Here is a 21,935-nt window from a genome sequence, read left to right on the forward strand (position 1 = left end):
GGCTATTCCTCCTTTTGACCTTTCAGGAAATAGATCGTATCCAGTGAAAATGCTGAAGCTGCCTGCTTCACATCATCCACTGTAATGCTCTCAACCTGGTTTAGCAGCTCATCAGGCGAGCGTTCACGTCCAGACAGCGTCCGGTTGAAATCATAGGCGATCATCTCAAAAGCGGAATCCTGCATTTCTCTGATCACATTGCGGATCATCGCTTTCGTCTGGGACATCTCGATATCTGTTATGGCACCTTTCGCCATATCATCGAGCTGCTGACGAATAATTTCGACGGCCTTCTCGAAATTCTGTACTTCGATCCCCGACTGGATCGTTGCAATGCCTTTATGACCGTCATAGCGGGAAGATGCGTAATACGCCAGACTTTCCTTCTCCCTCACGTTAACGAACAGCTTCGAATGTGGATAGCCGCCCAAAATACCATTATAGAGAAGCGCCGAGGCGTACTCATCATCTCCGTAAGTAATTGTACTTCTAAGACCCATGTTGAGCTTACCCTGGTTTATGTCCAGCTTCTCAACAACCGTCTGTGTCTCGGTAGATGCAGTTCGGGTGGAAGAAGGAACATAATCCTTACCACCTGTTCTATTCAGTTTAAAATGCTCCTCTACGAGCTTCTTCACTTCATCCAAACTTGTATCGCCAACCACGTATAGATCCAGTACGGCTTCATTGAGCCACTTCTGATAGGATTCATATAAGCCTTCCGGCGTGATATTGTCAAGATCCTTCCGTTCTCCTAGCGGATGCAATCGATACGGTTCGTTCTTGCACATAACCTCAATGCAGCGCTCAACTGCATAACGAATCTTGTCATTGACGATGGATTCCAGCTTCTTGCGGACTGTGTCACGCTCAGTCTGTACATAAGATTTGCGAAACACTCCATTCTCCAGGGCAGGCTGCGTGAAAGCTTCGCCCAGAAAAGCAAAGGAAGATCGGAGCAGGCTTTCTGAACTTTTAACAAAAGAATCATTGATTGTGTCCATGCGGAAATGCACGATCTGGTAATCGCCGCGCTTATACACATCAAATCCAAATCCAGCCCCGTACAGCTGCTCCAGTCGCTCGCGAAAAGCCCTTGTTTCCGGATAGGAAACGGTGCCTCTCCGCAGTACAAAAGGCGTCAGCGCCGTTGAAGTCACGGTTTCTTCAGCTAACTGACTTCCGGCATAAAGCGAGATCGCAAATGTCTTGAATCGGTTCGTGGGCAACACATGAATTCGTATTCCCCCGGCTGTTCCGTGTTCAAATTCCGTTTTAGTCAAGGTCCAAATCCCCTTACATCATGGATTGTCGTTGCCATAGATTTACTTCATTGTTAAGTTTCATTCTAACCCATTGCAAAGTGAAGAAGCAACCGAAGACAGGGCCCGGTTGCTCTGAGGATGGATACGGCTTACATGCAAAATATATGTTGACCGATGGTCTTGACTTGAGGGCGGGTCCAAATCCAAGGGGAGGTGGCCGTTTTCGGATTGAAATAGTACAGACAGCCCCCTGTCGGATCCCAGCCGCTCAGCGCCTGCTGTACTGCTTTCTTCGCCTGCTCGTTCGGTTCAAGCCATATTTGACCATCGGCTACCGCGGTAAAGGCTCTCGGCTCAAATATAACCCCATGCGGCGTATTCGGGAAGCTTGGTGATTTTACCCGATTGAGAATAACCGCCGCTACGGCAACCTGGCCTTCGAACGGCTCTCCTCGCGCTTCGCCATACACGGCATTCGCCATAATTCTCAAATCGTTCTCTGAAAGGCCCATTGAATTAGAAGAGGCTAGGTTGTTATTGCCGCTTTCATTGTTTGCTGGACCTCCGCCACCACCTGCCGCTGCACCGCCTCCACCTTCGTGAAGCTTGGGAGCAGTCGGACGGAAGTCCTTCGTTGCATTATACAGTTTAAGCTTAACCTTCGGTCCAACGACACCATCAACTTCCATGCCAAATTCCGATTGAAACCATTTAACGGCCCCTTGCGTCTTGGAACCAAATACACTGTCGATTTTCCCGTAATAAAACCCCAGATATTTCAGACGGCCTTGCAGCTCATATACATCTTCACCTGTAGAGCCGAATTGAATAACCTGCTGACTGAAGGTGGGCAAAGCTTCCTGAGGATTCGAATAGGGATCTGCTGTAAGCTCTCCCGGAACCAAAACAACAGCAGATAAGAGAACTGCGATACTTATCGTAATCCAGATTTTTGAGTTTTTCATCTGCGCTCTACCTTTCTCTTGTGATTTACCATGTCTCACTGCTGTTAGTATGACAAGCCTGCCAATTTCCTATGCACCAGCCTCCAATAACCAAGCGGGAGAACAAATACCACCATGACAAAAAGGAGCCGCTTCTCCGAAGAGAAACGGCTCACGGTATCTGTATATCCGGGTGAAACTTAAAAGCATGCCGGATTTATCTCGTTTAACTAATTCGATTCTGCTGCTGTTGATATTGCTCGATCGACATCAATACTTCCCGCGGCTTGCTGCCCTCATAAGGACCGATAACCCCGCGTGCCTCCATGGAATCAATCAGACGGGCTGCACGGGTATAACCGACACGCATTCTGCGCTGCAGCAGTGACACCGATGCCTGCTTAGCTTCCAGGACAATGGTTACCGCCTGCTCATAAAGCTCATCCAATTGTTCATCGTCTGAATTCGCTGATTCCTCAACCTCCGGCACCAACGACTCATCATATTCAGCCTGACCTTGATCGCGGACGAAATCCACGATGTTCTCAACCTCCTGATCACTCATGAAGGCTCCTTGCACCCGAATCGGCTTGGACGAGCCCATCGGCATAAACAGCATATCTCCGCGACCGAGCAGCTTCTCGGCTCCCGCCATATCCAGAATCGTTCGGGAATCAACCTGAGAGGACACACCAAACGCTATACGCGACGGGATATTCGCTTTAATAACGCCGGTAATGACATCCACCGACGGACGCTGCGTCGCAATGATGAGGTGAATCCCGGCGGCACGCGCCATTTGGGCCAATCGCGTAATCGCGTCTTCAACATCATTAGCTGCTACCATCATTAAGTCTGCCAGCTCATCCACGATGACAACGATATACGGCAATACCGCGGGCAGATTATCCTTCATCAGATTGTTGTAGCCTTCAATATTTCGTGTCCCCGATTTGGAGAAAAGCTCATACCGCTTCTCCATTTCAACCACGATTTTTTTCAGTGCGAGAGATGCCCGTTTCGGGTCGGTTACTACCGGCGCCATTAGATGTGGAATCCCATTGTAAACATTAAGCTCGACCATCTTCGGATCGACCATCAGGAATTTGACTTCATCCGGCTTCGCTTTATACAAAATGCTGGTAATGATACCGTTGATACAAACGGATTTACCCGAGCCTGTAGCACCTGCAACAAGAAGATGGGGCATCCGGGCCAGATTGCCGACAATTGTCTGACCTGAAATATCACGGCCGAAGGCAATCGACAGCTTGGATTCCGCGTCCTGAAATGTCGGTGTCTCCATAACCTCTCTCATGGTCACGAGTGATACTTCATTATTTGGCACCTCAATCCCGATTGCTGACTTTCCTGGGATTGGGGCTTCCATCCGAATATCCTTGGCTGCAAGGGCAAGCGCGATATCATCGGTCAAGTTTACGATCCGGCTGACCTTGACGCCAATATCCGGCTGGATTTCATAGCGGGTTACAGACGGGCCTCTCACCACCTCCAGGACTTTAGCTCGAACGCCGAAACTTTCAAGCGTTGCCTCCAGCTTGCGAGCGGTCTGCATATAATCGTTCTGATCGCCGCCTTTACCGCTATTGTTCGGTTTGGACAGCAGCCGGAACGGCGGCAGCTTGTACGGCTTGGGCGGTGGAGCCGGAGGGGCTGCAGCTGTCATGCCCTCCAGCCCATCGTCACCCGTCATCGCCGTTTCACTTGCTGTATCAGAATCACCTACTGAATCAGCAGCTAAATTATCCTGCGTGTCTTCATGTGCTGCTGCAGGCATTCCGGATTCCGGTTCGTCATACTCATCATCCAGCTGCCCTTCTTGTTTTACCTGCTCAAAGAAATCGCGGATAATCGGCGACGAAGGTATAGCGTCGGCTGTAGAGATGGCAGCATCGATTTCCTTCTCCGGCTGATCCTGACGGCTGAACAGGACAACTTCGCCCTTCTCATGCGTATCTAATCCGTTACCAGCCGTAAATACAGGAGCACTCTCATCCATCGGATCCTCAACCGCTTGTGCGCCCTCGTCCTGCTTGTTGCCCCTCAAGCCGAATAACTGAAAGAATTGCGGCGCTTTGCGGCGCGGCAGCTTTATGTCTTCCATATCATCCAGATCATCTTCCTCATCCAAATCCACAGGCAATGGCATGCGCTGTTCCTTCGCATTTAATTTGGCTGCGGCTCTGGATTTGGTTTGCTGGCTGTTCATTTTTTTCTGAATCTGCTCCCCAGCCTTCACAACCCTTATCCGGAACATACGCATCAAATCAACGTAGGACAGATTGGTAATCAGCATAAAGCTGATAAACAGCATGACGATCATAATCAGCTTAGCTCCTATACTGCCGAACAGCATGAACAAAAGGGCAAACTGCAGGGCTCCGACGTAACCACCGCTAATATCTCTGCCCATCACAGGATGACGACCATCGTCCTCTGCAGCATGCAGCAGTTCACCCTGTAAATCACTATGTATTTGGCTCATCGCATTCGATGCGCTCAATTGTCCGATTGGGGCCAGCTTAGACTCCAGACCTGAGATACTGCTCATTAGAGTGAGCGATAATACCACGAGAAGAACACCGGTACGTCTGCTGTTCCATCGCTTGGGCCATTTCCGGTGAATCATCACCATTAACCCGTAATAAATACCAATTAGGGGGATGATAAAATAATACTTGCCCAGCAGAAATCCCGACATCTTGGACAGGGAACGCCCCACCGGTGCTTCTCCGGATAATGCGATGACCGAGAGTGTCATCAATACAATCCCATAAATTTCATATTTCAGTACGGCTGCAAAGGCTGCCTTCTTCTTTTTCTTCCGTTTTGCCAAAAGTGTCACCCCCGAATCCATATTATAGCATAATATTCGGTGGCGTACCTATGTTCTGTTTTCAGCCTTAAGCCTCATCTTTCATCGTCGGGATATAGCGAATAATGGCTCCTGGGGCATACCGGGGATTCAAATAATCCTGAAGCATACAATCCAGTAAGCGGACAATTTTCGCCTGATCCTCTTCAAGAGGTTCAACCTCCATCAATATTCCCTCCACCCGGACTTCCTTGGACAACACGGCTGCCTTTTCCCCTACATGCACCCCCGTATAATCCATTGGAATTACGCTGTACCAAGTCATTGTGTAATACCTCCAGGATGGATCGTCTTACGCTCCGCAATCATGCTGTTCAAACGGCTTAATGCCTGTCCGATTCCGCCTACTTCATTCATCAGGCCGTACTTTACGGCGTCCGATCCCGAGACTGCTGTACCAATATCTCTGTTCAGTTCTCCCGTCTTGAACATCAGATCCTTAAACATTTCCTCTGTTATTCCTGAATGACTTGTGACGAAACGTACAACGCGCTCCTGCATTTTTTCCATGTATTCAAACGTTTGTGGTACGCCAATGACCAATCCGCTCATCCGGATCGGATGAATCGTCATCGTTGCACTCTCCGCAATGAAGGAGTGGTCTGCCGCAACCGCGATCGGTACACCGATACTGTGTCCTCCTCCAATAACGACCGTTACAGTAGGTTTGCTGAGAGAGGCAATCATCTCGGCAATCGCAAGTCCAGCCTCCACATCACCACCAACGGTGTTCAGAATGATCAGCAGCCCTTCAATTCGCGGATTCTGCTCCGCTGCCACCAGCTGTGGGATCATATGCTCGTATTTAGTTGTCTTGTTTTGAGGTGGAAGAACAATATGACCCTCAATCTGACCGATAATGGTCATGCAAAATACGTTGGATTCTCCACCGTTTGGGAGCCCTGTTTGCCCTAACTGCTGAATGGTATCAGTCACAGCCGCTTGCTTGCTACCCTCGTTGGGAATGATCGATGGTGCTTCTGTCTCGCCACTCCATCCTGCTTTTTTTGCGCCAGTCGTCCCTTGAGCGTTGTCCATCACGCATCCCTGCCTTTACATTAATGTCTTGCTGCAACTATCGCATAGCTGTTCATTAGTATGGCAAATGAAGGTACTCCTTTATGCTTCAAGCATCCAAAAGATCTCTTTGCTGGGTATGTCCAATCCAAAGAACCCCTCTCAGAGAGGGGTTACTTCAACGGTTTGTGAAGGTTTTAGGTGAACTTGAAAATGCATATAAAAAGCCCCTTTTTCGCGGAAACCGTCCAATTATTACCTGCGAAAAAGGGGCGACTGTGTGCCTGATTTATTAGATTGTCCTGATTAGACTTCCATAATGATCGGCAAGATCATCGGTCTGCGTCGGGTTTGTTCATACAAGAAGCGTCCCAAAGCATCCTTTACGCTTGTTTTCAGTGACGCCCACTCATTCACGTTCTCACTCATCAGCTTCTGAAGTGTGCTGGAAACGATACGGTTTGCTTCATCCAGAAGACCTTCGGATTCCCGAACGTATACGAATCCACGCGAAATAATATCAGGGCCGGAAACGATAGAGCCGTTTTGCTTGCTTAAGGTAACAACAACGACCAGAATACCATCCTGGGACAGAAGTTTGCGGTCACGCAGTACAATATTGCCTACGTCGCCCACACCAAGTCCGTCAATCAGAACGTTACCTGCAGTTACTTTGCCAGCTTTGCGAGCTGAACCGCCTTGAATTTCTACAATTTCACCGATATCAGTAATAAAAATGTTGTCTGGATCGACACCCACAGACTCTGCGAGGAGAGCGTGACGGCGCTGCATCCGGTATTCACCATGGACAGGGATGAAAAATTGCGGTTTCATCAGATTCAGCATCAGCTTGAGTTCTTCCTGACTACCGTGACCTGAAACATGGACACCTGAATTGGATCCACTGTAAATGACATCTGCTCCCAGACGGAACAGCTCATCAATGGTACGGCCCACATATTTTTCGTTTCCTGGAACAGGTGTAGCGGCGATGATAACCGTATCTCCCGGTAAAATATCCACCTTACGGTGAGTAGAACGCGCCATTCGTGTTAGCGCTGACATAGGTTCTCCCTGACTGCCTGTACACAGAACGACTACGCGATCCGCAGCCATTTTGTTGACTTCTTCAGGTTCGATCAACATTCCGTCCGGAATGTGAAGATACCCCAGTTCGGCTGCAATTGATACAACGTTTACCATGCTTCTTCCGATAACCGTAATCTTGCGTCCCGTGGATTCGGCAGCATTAACGACTTGCTGAATCCGGTGCACATTGGATGCAAACGTTGCTACAACTACACGCTGCTCCGCCTTGCGGAAAATATCTTCCAACACGATGCCCACATTTTTCTCAGAAGGCGTGAAGCCTGGTCTCTCTGCGTTTGTACTATCAGACAGAAGAGCCAATACCCCTTTGCTTCCGATCTCAGCCATACGCTGCAGATCTGCATATTGGTCATTTACCGGAGTGTGATCAAACTTGAAGTCACCTGTATGAACTACATTGCCTTCCGGTGTTTCGATACAGATACCGACTGAATCGGGAATACTGTGATTCGTCTTGAAGAAGGTCGCCTTCAATGTGTTTCCAAGTTGTACTTCCGAATCCGCATTGATCAAAATCCGTTTTGTTTCGCCGAGGAGATTTGCTTCTCTAAGCTTGTTCTCCACTAATCCGAGCGTCAATTTCGTTCCATACACAGGAACATTCAGATGCTTAAGCACGTACGGGAGGCCACCAATATGGTCCTCGTGACCGTGAGTCAGTAGAATCCCTCTCACTTTGTCGCGATTTTCCGTTAAATAGCTAATATCAGGAATAACAATATCAATCCCAAGCATATCTTCTTCTGGGAACTTCAATCCCGCATCCACGACGACGATGTCGTTGGCATATTGGATGACATACATATTCTTCCCGATCTCACCGACGCCGCCCAAGGCAAAAATCGATAGTTTATCGTTGCTTATTTTCTTAGACAAATGTATCTAACCCTCCTATAGTTTTGGACGTCGTACCATTGTTATATTAAATTTCAAAAAAATACCGCACCCAGTCACTTGAACTCATTATACATGATGAAAAAGTGAAAACACAAGTCAGCCGCCTTCGTGTGTCATAGGATGCCCCGAAACAGAAAGGTTTAAAACGCAGAAAAGCCATCGCCTTCTTGGAAGGCAATGGCTTGTTATTGTTATCGACTAGCTTTATAAAGAAGACAGGATATTACGGATAAAAGCTGCCTCGCTCTCACTTGGCGATACGAGCGGCAGACGAACACCGCCCACCTGATAGCCTCGCTCATTAAGTGCAAACTTGACCGCAGCGGGATTCGGAAGCGGGTCAGGACATTCAAAGAGTCCTTTAAACAGCGGGAACAAGGATTGATGAATCTTGGCGGCTTCTGTTACTTTTCCCTCCACATAAGCCCCAATCATCTCCTTCATCTGAGCGCCGGCGATATGGCTGGCCACGCTTACGATACCATAGGCACCGACTGCAAGCGCAGGTAATGCAGCGGAATCATCACCGGAATATACGGTAAACCCTTCCGGAGCACCTGCCACGATGGCGGTAACCTGATCGATTGAAGCACATTCCTTGGTCGCAGCGATATTCGGAATTTGAGCTAGACGCAGGGTGGTAGCTGTGCTTAAGCTGATGCCCGTACGTCCAGGCACATTGTACAGCATTACAGGCAGCGAGGTTGCTTCTGCAATTGCCTTAAAGTGTTGGTACAGACCTTCCTGGTTCGGTTTGTTATAGTAAGGAGCCACGAGCAATATACCGTCGACCCCGCAGTTCTCTGCCTTATTCGTCAAATCTGCTGAATGTGCAGTATCGTTGCTTCCGGTACCGGCAATAATTTTGCTTCGTCCCGCCGCCTGCTTCACCGCAAATTTAAACAACTCGAGCTTCTCTGCTTCGCTTAGTGTAGGTGATTCGCCGGTTGTGCCAGCGATGACCAATGAATCCGATTTCTGCTCCACGATCAGATACTCAATCAGTTTCGCGGTCTCGTCCCAATTAATCCCGCCATTAGGCTCAAAAGGGGTTACCATAGCTGTAATCAATCTTCCGAAATCCACAATGATTCCTCCTTAAGCCCTCCCGAAAGGGAGAGCTTCTTTCGTAAGTAATCTTATAAATAATATTATGTTTCATAAGAAACGTTGATCATATAAATATAGCTGGAGCAATGGGGGTTATCTGTGAAGTTCAAACGTATGATGCAGAGCTCTTAAGGCTTGCGCCATATCTTCCTTCTTCACCAGAACCCAAATCGTTGTGTTCGAATCTGCGGATTGCAGGATCGGAATATCATGCTCGCTCAATGATTCTACAATTTTGGCCATGATGCCCGGAACTCCGTTGATGCCGCCGCCGATCACCGATACCTTAGCGCATCCAGACAAGCTTTTCGGTTTCAAATCCAGGCTTTGCAGCACCTCGATTGCCTTCTCCGAATCACTGTCAAACACCGTATAAAGCACCCCGGTTGAGGTTACATTAATAAAATCAACGCTGATAGAATGTTCGGCCATCGATTTAAATACCTTCAGTTGGAGACCCTCCGTGCGGTCACATTCCACTGAGATTTGCGTAATATTGCTTACATATGCAACTCCCGTCACAAAGCGGTCCACGATTCCGGAATAGGAGTCTCGAAAGCCCTCAGGCTGGGTAACCAAAGTTCCCTCTTTATCCGAAAAGGTTGACCGCACTCTGACCGGAATTTGGGACTGCATAGCAATCTCAACTGCTCTAGGATGAATAACTTTAGCGCCTTGATGAGCCATATTGCAGATTTCCGTGTAGCTTACGTGAACAAGCGGCTTAGCATCCTCTACAATCCGTGGATCTGCAGTGAGAATTCCGTTGACATCCGTATAGATATCAACCATCTCCGCACGAAGCGCAGCCCCTAGCGCAGTCGCTGACGTATCACTTCCGCCCCTGCCAAGTGTCGTAAAATCACCGCTATCGGTTTGTCCCTGGAAACCGGTGACAATAACGACTTGGTGAGATTCCAGCTCATTTAGAACCCGTTCAGGCTTGACATCCTTAATCCGCGCATTTCCGAAGTGATTATCTGTAAGAAATCCGGCTTGTGCTCCAGTCAGTACGGTTGCAGTGATTCCCTCATGCTGAAGCAAGCTGCACAGTGTTGTAGCTGATATAATCTCACCGCAGCAGAGCAGCAAATCCCGCTCCCGGTCTGGTAAAGCATTACCATTATGCTCGATCCAGTCCAAGAGGGTATCTGTAGCGTAAGGCTCGCCGCGGCGTCCTATCGCCGATACTACCACCACCAATTGATATTGGTTGGCCAGCTCACGCTTGATATGCCCGATGACATGACTTCTTGCTTGCGGTGTAGACAATGATGTGCCGCCGAATTTTTGAACTAAGATGCGCATATAATATTCCTCCGTTTAAATATGCCCGGGAAATGTAAGGGGGCAAGACCGACTGAAACGGCCGGCTATTCAGCCTGGCCGTTTACGTATGATCACGATGATGATTCAGCGATTCATATAGCGTAACACCGACACCGGATTACGCTTATGCCATTATTTAAACGTCTTCCAGCGTAAACCGGGCGCATTCGACAAAAATCGCTCAGAGTATGCCGTTATTCTGTATATTGATGGGTTTGCTTCACTTAGGCATTAAGTTGCATATTCCACGATCATCGGCTGCAATTGTTTACCCTCCAGAGCCGCGTAACACGCCTCCGGAATTAGGTCCATTTTGGCCACCAGCGAGTTTGGTTTCTGCTGCGGATTATCCTGTCCGTATGGAACAAAATAGATGTTCTTTGTGACCAGCAGCTTGGCGATATTGGCCGCATTCAATCCCAGGCCATCATTCGTTGAAATCGCCAAAACGAGCGGTCTGCAATTTCTCATCTGTGCTTTGGCCGCCATTAAAACAGGACTGTCTGTCATCGCATTGGCCAGTTTGCTGGTCGTATTGCCCGTGCAAGGTGCAATCACGAGAACGTCCAGAAGCTTGGATGGACCTAGCGGCTCCGCCTCCACAATTGTAGAAATAATATCATTCCCGGTTATATCTTTCAACTGTGCCTGCCAATTTGCCGACGTACCGAATCGAGTATCCGTAGTCATGATCGTGCTCGATACGATCGGTATCACATTCGCTCCCCCATCCTTGAAACGCTGGATCTGCGGCATCACTTCTTCAAGCGTGCAGTGTGATCCTGTCAAGGCATAGCCCACGGTAATTCCATTCCAATTCATCTACGCATCCCCCCGAATCTTGATTTCTTCAGAAATCAGCTCCACCAGCGTGTTGGCCATAATGATACCTGCTGTTTTTGGAGCCACGATTCCGGGTAGTCCGGGTGCGAGCATGGCTTTGATTCCCCGTTTCTCGGCATAGCGAAAATCGCATCCGCCAGGTGCGGAGGCGAGATCGATAATGACGGCCTCCCGAGGCATTTTTGAGATGATTTGTGCTGTGACTATCATAGTTGGAATCGTATTAAAAAGCAAGTCAATATCCGACACAAAGGACCCCAAATCCCTTATCATGAAGGGCTTCCAGCCCATCTCTTCGGCCCTTGCATAATGCTCTGATCTACGTACTCCCATCCTGATTTTGGCACCCAATCCCTGCAGACTGCGAGCCATGGTGAATCCTGTACGGCCCATACCGAGGACCATGCTAGTTGATCCGTGGATCGTAAAATCGGTATTTTGGATTGCCATCATCAGTGCCCCTTCCGCTGTCGGAATGGAATTATAGATGGCGACATCGTCCCTCTCCAAAATCTCTACCAGCTTGATCTTATATTTGTCACATAGCGAGCGCAAATAAGGTTTCGCCATGCCAGTATAGATCACACCATGTCCGGGCATCGCTGCGATATGCTCCTCCTGCAGTCTAAGCGCCCCTTCAGAGAAGAGCGCGCTGACACGGCCCTCATCATCACATCCCACGACAGGCAGAATTAGAGCATCAGCCCCCGATAACAGCTCTGGCGTAAGCGGCTCCCGCGTCACTCCCTGAAAAGAATCCTGCAATTTCTCAAACCCGGTGATCATGACAGAGGCATCCATCTCAGCACATTTGCGAATGACTTCAATTTGCCTTGCGTCTCCTCCAACAAAGACGGTCCGGACTCCAGTCAGCATGGAAGGCCTCGCTCCTTTCTTCAAACCAATGTATAGACCCATCTTATGCCGCCGCCTATGGGGAGGTGAAGGTATTTCCGTTAAACTACCGCCTTAACGCAGTAAATCAAAGGCCTTAGGGCAGCTTCTTTTTTCGTGCAAGACGCTCCGCGTACGAAACGTTCCTCCCCTCGCTGTTGCCCCCAAATTTCTTGGAATGATTTTAACTAGGAAGAAATTCGGGGGCAAAGCACCTGCTTCCGATGTAGCTTTCCTTTGGAAAGCTTTTAGGCGACCGCTACCGCTGGTCCGGAATCGTTTCGTTCTCTCCGCTGCTTCGAGGTCTGTCGAAGGTGAGCCTTAAGGTCGGATGTCTTCGCTCGCCTACTATTTGCTTAAGAAGGCGGCGCTGTTTAAAACAGAGAAATGGCGGCACAGAGTTGATCTCTGATACCGCCATTTCTCTGTTTTATGTTTATTCTCATCTAAACGGGATCATTTACCTGTATGGCCGAACCCGCCTGATCCGCGTACCGTGTCGGACAATTCGTCCACCTCTGTAAATTCTACAGCAGGTACCGTTTTGAACACCATCTGAGCAATTCGCTCATTGCGCTCGATAGTAAAGGCTTCTTGTCCCAAATTCACGAGCAGCACCTTCACTTCCCCGCGATAGTCGGCATCGATCGTACCCGGGGAATTCAAGCAGGTGATTCCATGCTTGTAAGCCAACCCGCTCCGAGGACGGATCTGTGCTTCTAATTCTGCCGGCATGGCAATTGCAAAGCCAGTCGGAATTAATTGACGCTCGCCCGGACTCAAAACGACCGGTTCGGTCACGGCTGCATGCAGGTCAAATCCTGCAGCGAGTTCGGACATTTTTACCGGAAGTTTAACATCCTCATTACCTGGTAATCTATTGATTTGAACGTAGTGCAACAAACTCATTCCTCCCAAGCCCATCAAGTGCTCTATCTGAAGTTCCTACCATCGCCAGCGCATAAGATGTACCAAACATACGATCAAGAACAGCATCCACATCCTTCATGCTGACTTGTTCGACACGCTGAATAATCTCATCCAGGCTCAAATGACGGCCAAGCATCAATTCGTTCTTACCCAAGCGGTTCATCCGGCTGCCTGTGCTCTCCAGACTTAAAATAAGACTTCCCTTCAACTGTTCCTTCCCCTTGCGCAGCTCATCTTCCGTCATGCCGTTCTGAGCCAAATCCTGCAGCATTTCCGTAGTCAGCTGAAGCACGTCTTTGGTCTGCTTGGGCGCCGTTCCCGCATAGATGGTAAACATGCCGCTATCCGCATGGGAACTGTGATACGAATATACTGAATAGGCCAAACCGCGTTTTTCTCGTATTTCCTGAAACAACCGAGAGCTCATACCGCCGCCAACCGCATTGTTCAGCAGCGCCATCGCATATTGGAGATCATCCCCGATGGAACATCCAGGAAACGACATGCAGATATGATTCTGCTCTGTTTTTTTCTTACGGAACTGAACGCCGTCCAAAAAGGTTGGCACAGCCAGCGACTCGGAGCTTCCTTGATTGGCAAAGCCGCCAAAATGCTTCTCCAAAAGCTCAATAACTTCATCATTAATGTTGCCGGCAAGGGCAATCACCGTGTTTTCAATCGTATAATGTTTACGCATGTAAGCTTTCAATGCCTGCGAATCCATGGATTCCAGTCGTTCTTTCGTACCGAGAATCGGATAAGCCAAAGGATGATCCCCATACACCGATAGAGACATCAAGTCATGAACCAAATCATCCGGGGTATCCTCATACATAGCAATTTCCTCAAGAATGACATTCTTCTCCTTCGCCAGCTCTGCTTCATCCAGCTTCGAGTTGAAAAACATGTCAGACAATACATCGACTGCAATCGGAAAATGCTCATCCAGCACCTTGGCGTAATAGCATGTATACTCCTTGGACGTAAAGGCGTTTACATTGCCTCCGATTGCATCGAATTCTTCAGCAATGCCACGAGCATCGAAACGTTCCGTCCCTTTGAACATCATATGCTCTATAAAATGCGTAATCCCGTTAATATCCGCAGATTCGTTGCGAGAACCGGTCTTCACCCATATCCCGAATGATACCGAACGGCTTGTCGGGATCTGCTCCATAACCACTCTCAGGCCGTTAGATAATAGTATTTTTTTCACGAGAGGCCCCCCTAACTGTTCCATCCAGGCTGACTTAGCTGATTAACAGCCTCATGCCATCCATTCATTCTATCAAACTTTACCAAGCGGCTCAACTTCCTTGTGGCATGATTCGCTCCGATGAAAGCGTCTGGCTGACCGTTCCAATCTGCAGGCCTTTGGCACGTATCCCATCGATCATTCCCTTTAGTGCTTGGGACGACGAATCTGTGGGATGCATCAAAATCAAGAAACCCGGCTCTACCTTTGTGGATATCTTTTGAATGACCGCTTCCGGCGCAGGATGTTTCCAATCAACCGTATCGAGCGTCCACAACACTGTCTTTAAACCCCTTGCATGCGCGATGGACACGGTTTGCTGATTAAAATCACCGGAAGGTGGGGCAAACCACTTGTTCTCCACACCTAGGCTTTCTTTGAGCAAATCCTGCGTCTTCTTTATCTCCATCTCTGCCCGCTCTCTGCTGAGGCGGCTCATGTTCGGGTGCGTGTAAGCATGATTCTCGATCTCATGGCCCCTTTTCATAATTTCAGCAGCCAAATCCGGGTTTTTCTTCAACCAGCTTCCATCCAGGAAAAAGGTAGTCTTGATGTTTTCTGCATCCAGCGTATTCAGCATGGGCACCAGAAACTCATTTCCCCAAGCTACATTAATCATCAGTGAGACCATCGGCTTGTTGGGATTCCCGCGATAAATCGGTTGTTCCCCCAAATTATCGAGTGTTACCTTGGCCGGTATTTGCCGATACACAAAGGGTATGGCATCCCCAGCTTTTCGCTTTTTCGATGATGCCGCTTTGTATGTAGCTTCAATATCGATCTCAAGCCCATTGTAACCGGGAATGGCCTTCCATACCGAATCCACCCTAGCATCGATCGGCTCGATACGTGATTTTGCCGCCTCAGCTTCAATCTGACTTAATAAATTCAGATCCATTGCTGATTCTGAGCCGTTAACCAAATGCGTCTCCGGCTTATTCTCCAGCCCCGTTATGTATCCCCAAGCGCCGCTGAACACAGCAACAGCCGACACCATTGCGGCACCGGTCAGCAGTACAGCCATCTTTTTCCCATCCATCGGCCTATCCACCTTTCCTCAAGAAGCTTTGTCCCATTCTATGAGGGCAGAGGCGGAAATATGTGATGAAAAAAGAGCCAGAATGATAGGTTCTGCCTCTTTTCCTTCTATCTATATGCTGTTATACCTGCAAACTCGAATTAAGATCCGCTTTTGGCGCCTTCCGCAGTCAGAACAGCTTTGCGAGAGAGATTAATCCGTCCTTGCTGGTCAATTTCAGTAACTTTCACGGTAATAACATCACCGATAGCTACCACATCCTCGACCTTAGCTACGCGCTCTGTGGACAGCTGGGAAATATGAACAAGCCCGTCCTTGTTAGGCAGGATCTCAACAAACGCACCGAATTTCTCAATCCGTTTGACCGTACCTGTATAGATCTCGCCAACCGCTACTTCACGCACGATGCCCTCGATAATCGAAAGAGCTTTCTTGTTCATCTCATCGTTGGCTGATGCGATAAATACGCGGCCGTCTTGTTCGATATCAATCTTCACGCCGGTTTCTTCGATGATTTTGTTGATAATTTTGCCGCCGGCGCCGATGACATCACGAATTTTATCCGGATTGATCTGCATCGTAATAATTTTAGGCGCATATTGCGACAATGTTTCTCTTGGCTTTTGAATGGCTTCTGCCATTTTTCCAAGAATGTGCATGCGTCCTTCTTTTGCCTGCTGCAGCGCTTCCTGGAGAATTGCACGGTCGATGCCGTCGATCTTGATATCCATCTGGATAGCAGTGACCCCTTCAGGCGTACCTGCAACTTTAAAGTCCATGTCGCCCAGATGGTCTTCCATGCCTTGAATATCCGTCAGGATGGAAACATGCTCTCCGTCTTTAATCAAGCCCATCGCAACGCCGGCCACAGGTGCTTTGATCGGCACCCCTGCATCCATCATAGCGAGTGTGCTTGCGCATATACTTGCTTGAGAAGTCGAACCGTTCGATTCGATAACTTCGGATACGAGACGAATGGTGTACGGGAATTCCACTTCATTCGGGATAACCTTGGACAATGCACGCTCACCTAGTGCACCGTGTCCGATTTCACGACGTCCTGGTGCGCGAAGCGGGCGAGCTTCCCCTACGCTGAACGGCGGGAAGTTATAGTGGTGCATAAAGCGCTTGGTTTCTTCCAGATCGATGCCATCCAGAATCTGGACATCACCAAGAGCACCTAAAGTACATACGCTAAGAGCCTGGGTTTGTCCACGCGTAAACAGACCCGAACCATGCGTTCTAGGCAGCAGGCTTGTATCGCAATCGATAGGACGGATCTCGGACAGGCCACGGCCATCCGGGCGAACCTTGTCATGCGTAATTAAACGTCGAACTTCTTCCTTCACGATATCATGAAGAACTTCTTTAACATCCTTCAACAGCTCAGGTGTCTCAAGATACTTCTCTTCGAACACGGTGTAAGCTTCGTCATTGATCGCGTCAATCGCATCCTGACGAGCATGCTTCTCCTCAATCCGGACCGCTTCAACAAGACGAGCTTCTGCAAATTCGCGAACTTCGCGATTCACGGTTTCATTGACAGCGTGAAGCTTGACTTCCATCTTCTCTTTACCGCAAGCAGCTACGAGTTCTTCGATCTTGGCCACGACTTTCTTAATTTCCTCATGTCCAAACATAATCGCTTCCAGCATAACTTCCTCTGGAACTTCGTTAGCTTCGGCTTCAACCATCATGATCGCATCTTTAGTTCCAGATACGACCAGATATATATCGCTTGCTTCCTGCTGTGCAATATTCGGATTCACAACAAAGTTGCCGTCCACTCGGCCAACCGCAACTCCGCCGATCGGACCGTTAAAAGGCACATCGGAGATGCTCAGGGCAGCGGATGTACCGATCATCGCTGCAATTTCCGGCTCACAATCCTGATCCACGCTCATCACCAGATTCAGAACCTGTACGTCATTACGGAATCCTTCCGGAAACAGCGGACGAATCGGACGGTCAGTCAGACGACTTGCAAGAATTGCTTTCTCGCTTGGTCTGCCTTCACGCTTGATGAATCCACCGGGAATTTTTCCAACTGCATACAAACGCTCCTCATAGTTAACCGTCAATGGAAAAAAATCCAGATCCTTCGGTTCACTGGAAGCTGTCACTGTACACAGGACTGCTGTTTCGCCGTAACGAACCATAACAGCCGCATTTGCCTGCTTCGCAAGTCGCCCTGTTTCGAATACAAGGGGTCTTCCGCCAAGCTCCATTTCAACACGTGTTTCCATGCAATCCCTCCTCATGGGGAACAATTTTTTGTTAAATCACTATTTCAGCCTACTCTGCAAAGCACTGTCCGCATTTCTTAATCAGAGCTATCCAAGCGGTCCAACATCACGAACCTATGTATAGGAACAATCCGAACCGTCTAAGTATATTCTCCGTATAAATTGCCCCTGGTTATACCCTTAAGCGAATTTATGCCAAACTTAACTTACATCCTTCAAGCATAAAAGAATCTATATGAAGATAACCCCACAAAGCGAAGTTTAGCCTATGAAGCTGAAGCAGTACTTTGTGGGGTAAATCGACAACATAAATTGTACAATACTGAGAAAAGAGCCCGGTTGTCCGCTGTCGTTCCAAGAAGGACAGTGGACAACCAGGCTGTTTTCGGCACATCTTATAGATGATTAGCGACGCAATCCAAGCTTCTCGATCAAAGCGCTGTAACGTCTAACATCCTTGTTTTTCAAGTATGCAAGCAACTTACGGCGTTGGCCGACCATTTTCAACAATCCACGACGGGAATGATGATCCTTCTTGTGCGAACGCAAGTGGTCAGTCAAGTTCGTAATATTTTCCGTTAGGATAGCGATTTGCACCTCTGGAGATCCTGTATCGGACTCATGAGTTTTGTGCTCGTCAATCAGTTGTTGTTTACGTTCTTGAGTCAATGCCATCCTGTTCACCTCCCTCATTATAATCGCCATTGGCCCAGGTACCGACGGTGAGATCGAGCATCCAAGCCAAGGTTAAAATTGCCCGTCTTCCGGGCAACCTCTAAGAGTATAGCATACTTTACCTGAAAAAGAAAATCGGTTTGCCAACAAATTGTCCTAAAATTTTGATTCGCTGGCGTTCAATATTTTACGTGCTTCATCCGCATCCCGCTGAATCCATTCAACGAGTTCCTGAACCGATTCAAATTTATGCTCTTTACGAATATATTGAACCAAATCCACCGTCATGAACTGATTGTACAGATCTCCATCATAATCAAACAGATGAACTTCGAAGATCGGCTTTGTGATCCCTTCATGAAATGTAGGCTTTACACCAACATTCATCACACCCGGAATCCAGTTGTCTTGATGATCCATGCGTGCACGGACAGCATATACACCCAGGGCCGGGACCACATAAGGATCCGTCAATTCCAGGTTAGCCGTTGGAAAACCAATCTTTCTTCCTCGCTTCTCCCCATGGATGACACTGCCGCGGATATGATAATTTCGTCCGAACCAACGGTTTGCATCTGATAGCTTGCCAGTTTTTAGCGCAATCCGAATGGCTGAACTCCCTACCTTCTCGCCATCAACCAAGAATGGCGGGACTGTAACGACAGACATCTTGCCATCGCCAAGCTTCTGAAGTTCGGCCGCATCGCCTGCTCCCTTATGCCCAAAGCGGAAATCAAAGCCGACCACAGCCGTTTGCAGATTCAGCGGAAACAGCATCTCTTCAACAAATGTGTCTGGACTGATTTGGGAGAACTCCTTATTAAACTCGACAATGTACAATATATCGATGCCCATCTCCTCAAGCAGTCTCTGTTTGTCTGGCTGAGGGGTCAAATATCCTTCGTAATTTCCTTTACCGATTACATCTTTCGGATGAGGATAAAAGGTAATAAGTGCAGCGGGCACTCCATTCTCCCGAGCGATATTAATCGCTGTCGTAAGCACGCTGGCATGTCCCTGATGAAGACCGTCGAATTGACCGATGGCAGCGACCTTCGGCTCGGCAGCTTCTTTTGCGATTTCAGCAGATACAGGATAAGACAAAGAAACAATTCTCATGATCTCTCACCTCCACTCACTAGATCCGGTCTTGCTTAGGAAAATACTTTCACAGGAATGATAGCCCCCGTCTCTTCTTGCTGCTTATAAATCCCAAGGAAATTTCCATTTATATCGTACAAGCGAATAGGCTCCGAGCTGTTAACAGCTGGTTCTACCGCTCTTGCAGACAAGCGTTGACCCTGCAAGGCCGCATCCTTCTTCTCTTCGGAAACGGTATGCCTTGGCAGGTATTGAATGGATTGGTCCACCGGTATAAGCCGGGTGTGCAGGGTTTCATCCTTCATAAACTGCTCAATTTGTTCCAGTGTCAAGCACTGTTCTTCCGTAATTCCTGCAGATACTGTCCGCACCAGCTTAACCATAACAGATGGGAGGCCCAGCTTTCTGCCAATATCCACACAAAGCGTACGAATATATGTACCCTTGGAACACAGAACACGGAAAGAAATATCCGTATAGCCATCCCCGGGATGAAAATCCGTCATTTCGATTTCGTGGATCGTTACCTCACGGCTCTTGCGTTCCACCGTCTTTCCTTCTCTGGCAAGCTCATATAAGCGTTTGCCGTTGACCTTTACAGCAGAAAACATAGGAGGAACTTGGGAGATCCGGCCCGTAAATGATTGCAATGCCGCGAGCGCTTCGCTCTCAGTCACATGCACTTCATCTGCAGTTTCGATCACATTACCGGTTACATCCTCGGTATCCGTAGCATACCCGAGCCGCAGAACCGCATGATACTCTTTAGGCAGTTCTTGCAGATACTCCACAACTCTTGTGGCTCTTCCCAGACATAATGGGAGTACCCCCGTAACTTCTGGGTCCAGTGTTCCTGTATGTCCAATCCGCTTCAAACGAACAATGCCCCGTACCTTGGCAACCACATCATGCGATGTCCAGCCTGCCGGTTTGTGTACGGCTAAGATGCCTTCTAATTGCGTCATAGCTTCAATTTCACCTGCTCTACTACTCTCGGTATGATATCTTGAAGAGAGCCCTCGATGCTGCAACCTGCAGCCCGTACATGACCGCCTCCGCCAAAAGTCTGGGCCAATGCCGCAACATCCACCCTTCCAGCAGAACGCAAACTAGCCTTTACGATACCCGATTTCAGCGATTTAAACAGAATCCCTACTTCCACGCCTTGAATATTTCGCGGGTAGTTCACTATCCCTTCGAGATCCTCGCTAACGGCGCCGCATAACTCCATCTGTTCCGGTGTTACGTATACCCAGGCGATTCTACCATCTTCCGACAGACTCAAGGTGTTTAAAGCCTCAACCAAAATCTTCGTCTGCGGGAGTGTCATCTCTTCAAGTAGAGTTTCGGCAATTTCCGGCCCGTTTACACCGTAGGATAAGAGATCAGAAGCGATTCGCATCACCTTGGGCGATGTATTGGAATAACGAAACCCGCCGGTATCCGTTAACAGCCCTGTATAAATAGCAGTGGCGATCTCCGGGTCCCAGTTCACTTCGAACAAATTCAGCAAATCATAAAGAATCTCTGCTGTCGCTGCCGCCTCCGGTACGACCAGGTTAACAGCTCCATAACCATCATTCGTTGGATGATGATCAATATTAACGATGCTTGCATCATCTGCAAATAGCTGCTTCGTATACCCCACTCTTGCAAAATCAGCACAATCAACACAAATAACATGCGAGAATTCTCTATCCGGCTGCTGTTCAGACAGATTTAGAATGTCCTCAGCATGCCATAGCATTTTCATGCGTTTCGGGATAGATCCTTCATTAATCATCGTAAATTTCTTGCCCAGACATGAGAGAAGCCAGCCCACCGCTAGGGTGGAACTGACTGCATCTCCATCGGGCTGAACATGCGACACAACCAAGTAATCATCGTGCTCCAGCAGGAATGACTTTACCTGCTGCAGCTCTTGTTCATAGGTCTGCATTCGCCCTCTCCTTTATAAGAAAACGTATAACATCGAAACTCCAAAAAAACTGATAGCGATCAGGGAGTTCTTAAACGAAATCCCTTACTTCTCTTCTCGATCTCCAATTTCGGTTAGCAGCTTTTCAATACGACTTCCATACGCGATGGAATCATCGAATTTGAAGATCAGCTCCGGAACGTGTCGGAGACGAATCCGCTTGCCGAGCTCGGAACGGAGAAAGCCGCTTGCTTTCTCCAGCCCCTTCAAGGAAGCCGCCTTCTGCTCATCGTCGCCGAGTACACTCAGATATATCTTCGCTTGAGACAAGTCATTGGTAACGTCAACGCCGGTCACCGTAATAAAACCGATTCTTGGATCTTTCAATTCCGTTTGGATCAGTTGGCTGAGCTCTTTTTTAATCTGCTCGCCCACACGCCCAGTTCTGACTTTTGCCATGGTCTAT

The 21,935-nt window shown here is 48.4% G+C and carries 19 protein-coding genes; all 19 read right to left on the minus strand.

All coding sequences use genetic code 11. From position 1 onward, the window contains the following. Positions 1-2: 2 nt before the first annotated feature. The 19 genes from yfmF to rbfA all read right to left on the minus strand — a co-directional run bounded on the left by yfmF (position 3) and on the right by rbfA (position 21,928). On the minus strand, positions 3-1,283 hold the full coding sequence (gene yfmF / locus AM231_RS12930; protein ID WP_054402938.1) for an EF-P 5-aminopentanol modification-associated protein YfmF: 1,281 nt from the start codon (positions 1,281-1,283) through the stop codon (positions 3-5). A gap of 131 nt (positions 1,284-1,414) precedes the next feature. Further along, positions 1,415-2,230, minus strand: coding sequence for a spore cortex-lytic enzyme (gene sleB / locus AM231_RS12935; protein ID WP_053492691.1), 816 nt, complete (start codon positions 2,228-2,230; stop codon positions 1,415-1,417). 205 nt (positions 2,231-2,435) lie between these two features. Beyond that, positions 2,436-5,087: an FtsK/SpoIIIE family DNA translocase gene (locus tag AM231_RS12940; RefSeq protein ID WP_207383569.1), complete on the minus strand. Its 2,652-nt coding sequence runs from the start codon at positions 5,085-5,087 to the stop codon at positions 2,436-2,438. Positions 5,088-5,133: 46 nt separating this feature from the next. Continuing rightward, a complete protein-coding gene (locus AM231_RS12945) occupies positions 5,134-5,370 on the minus strand; it encodes a YlzJ-like family protein (RefSeq protein WP_054402940.1) in 237 nt (78 codons plus the stop codon). Then, positions 5,367-6,143, minus strand: a complete 777-nt coding sequence (locus AM231_RS12950; protein ID WP_053492688.1) for a ClpP family protease — start codon at positions 6,141-6,143, stop codon at positions 5,367-5,369. The genes AM231_RS12945 and AM231_RS12950 overlap by 4 nt, the downstream gene beginning before the upstream one ends. 285 nt (positions 6,144-6,428) lie before the next feature. Then, positions 6,429-8,108, minus strand: coding sequence for a ribonuclease J (locus tag AM231_RS12955; protein ID WP_054402941.1), 1,680 nt, complete (start codon positions 8,106-8,108; stop codon positions 6,429-6,431). A gap of 225 nt (positions 8,109-8,333) precedes the next feature. Beyond that, on the minus strand, positions 8,334-9,215 hold the full coding sequence (dapA, locus tag AM231_RS12960) for a 4-hydroxy-tetrahydrodipicolinate synthase (RefSeq protein ID WP_054402942.1): 882 nt from the start codon (positions 9,213-9,215) through the stop codon (positions 8,334-8,336). 117 nt (positions 9,216-9,332) lie between these two features. Then, positions 9,333-10,547 carry an aspartate kinase gene (gene dapG, locus AM231_RS12965; RefSeq protein WP_054402943.1) on the minus strand — a complete coding sequence of 405 codons (1,215 nt, stop codon included), beginning with the start codon at positions 10,545-10,547 and terminating at the stop codon, positions 9,333-9,335. A 252-nt stretch (positions 10,548-10,799) separates the two neighbouring features. Beyond that, positions 10,800-11,390 (minus strand): dipicolinate synthase subunit B, encoded by a 591-nt coding sequence (locus AM231_RS12970; RefSeq protein WP_053492684.1) that lies wholly within the window; start codon positions 11,388-11,390, stop codon positions 10,800-10,802. Then, positions 11,391-12,287 carry a dipicolinate synthase subunit DpsA gene (gene dpsA, locus AM231_RS12975; protein ID WP_054402944.1) on the minus strand — a complete coding sequence of 299 codons (897 nt, stop codon included), beginning with the start codon at positions 12,285-12,287 and terminating at the stop codon, positions 11,391-11,393. A gap of 474 nt (positions 12,288-12,761) precedes the next feature. Beyond that, complete coding sequence (gene dut, locus AM231_RS12980) at positions 12,762-13,208, minus strand: dUTP diphosphatase (protein ID WP_207383570.1); 447 nt, start codon at positions 13,206-13,208, stop codon at positions 12,762-12,764. Then, positions 13,183-14,451: a M16 family metallopeptidase gene (locus AM231_RS12985; protein ID WP_054402945.1), complete on the minus strand. Its 1,269-nt coding sequence runs from the start codon at positions 14,449-14,451 to the stop codon at positions 13,183-13,185. Before AM231_RS12985 ends, dut begins: the two co-directional genes overlap by 26 nt. A 91-nt stretch (positions 14,452-14,542) precedes the next feature. Beyond that, entirely contained in the window at positions 14,543-15,529 is a 987-nt protein-coding gene (locus AM231_RS12990; RefSeq protein ID WP_054402946.1) for a polysaccharide deacetylase family protein, read from the minus strand. A gap of 140 nt (positions 15,530-15,669) precedes the next feature. After that, the gene (gene pnp / locus AM231_RS12995) at positions 15,670-17,775 is read right to left on the minus strand and encodes a polyribonucleotide nucleotidyltransferase (protein WP_053492681.1); all 2,106 of its coding nucleotides are present in this window, start codon (positions 17,773-17,775) and stop codon (positions 15,670-15,672) included. A gap of 405 nt (positions 17,776-18,180) precedes the next feature. Next, positions 18,181-18,450 (minus strand): 30S ribosomal protein S15, encoded by a 270-nt coding sequence (gene rpsO / locus AM231_RS13000; RefSeq protein ID WP_053492680.1) that lies wholly within the window; start codon positions 18,448-18,450, stop codon positions 18,181-18,183. Positions 18,451-18,606: 156 nt separating this feature from the next. Continuing rightward, the gene (locus tag AM231_RS13005; RefSeq protein WP_053492679.1) at positions 18,607-19,569 is read right to left on the minus strand and encodes a bifunctional riboflavin kinase/FAD synthetase; all 963 of its coding nucleotides are present in this window, start codon (positions 19,567-19,569) and stop codon (positions 18,607-18,609) included. Positions 19,570-19,604: 35 nt separating this feature from the next. Then, positions 19,605-20,516: a tRNA pseudouridine(55) synthase TruB gene (truB, locus tag AM231_RS13010; protein ID WP_053492678.1), complete on the minus strand. Its 912-nt coding sequence runs from the start codon at positions 20,514-20,516 to the stop codon at positions 19,605-19,607. Beyond that, on the minus strand, positions 20,513-21,490 hold the full coding sequence (locus tag AM231_RS13015) for a DHH family phosphoesterase (RefSeq protein ID WP_054402947.1): 978 nt from the start codon (positions 21,488-21,490) through the stop codon (positions 20,513-20,515). Before AM231_RS13015 ends, truB begins: the two co-directional genes overlap by 4 nt. An 84-nt stretch (positions 21,491-21,574) precedes the next feature. Further along, the gene (gene rbfA, locus AM231_RS13020) at positions 21,575-21,928 is read right to left on the minus strand and encodes a 30S ribosome-binding factor RbfA (RefSeq protein WP_053492676.1); all 354 of its coding nucleotides are present in this window, start codon (positions 21,926-21,928) and stop codon (positions 21,575-21,577) included. Positions 21,929-21,935: the final 7 nt, after the last annotated feature.

It is taken from the genome of Paenibacillus solani, assembly GCF_001277345.1.
Taxonomy (GTDB): Bacteria; Bacillota; Bacilli; order Paenibacillales; family Paenibacillaceae; genus Paenibacillus_AQ; species Paenibacillus_AQ solani.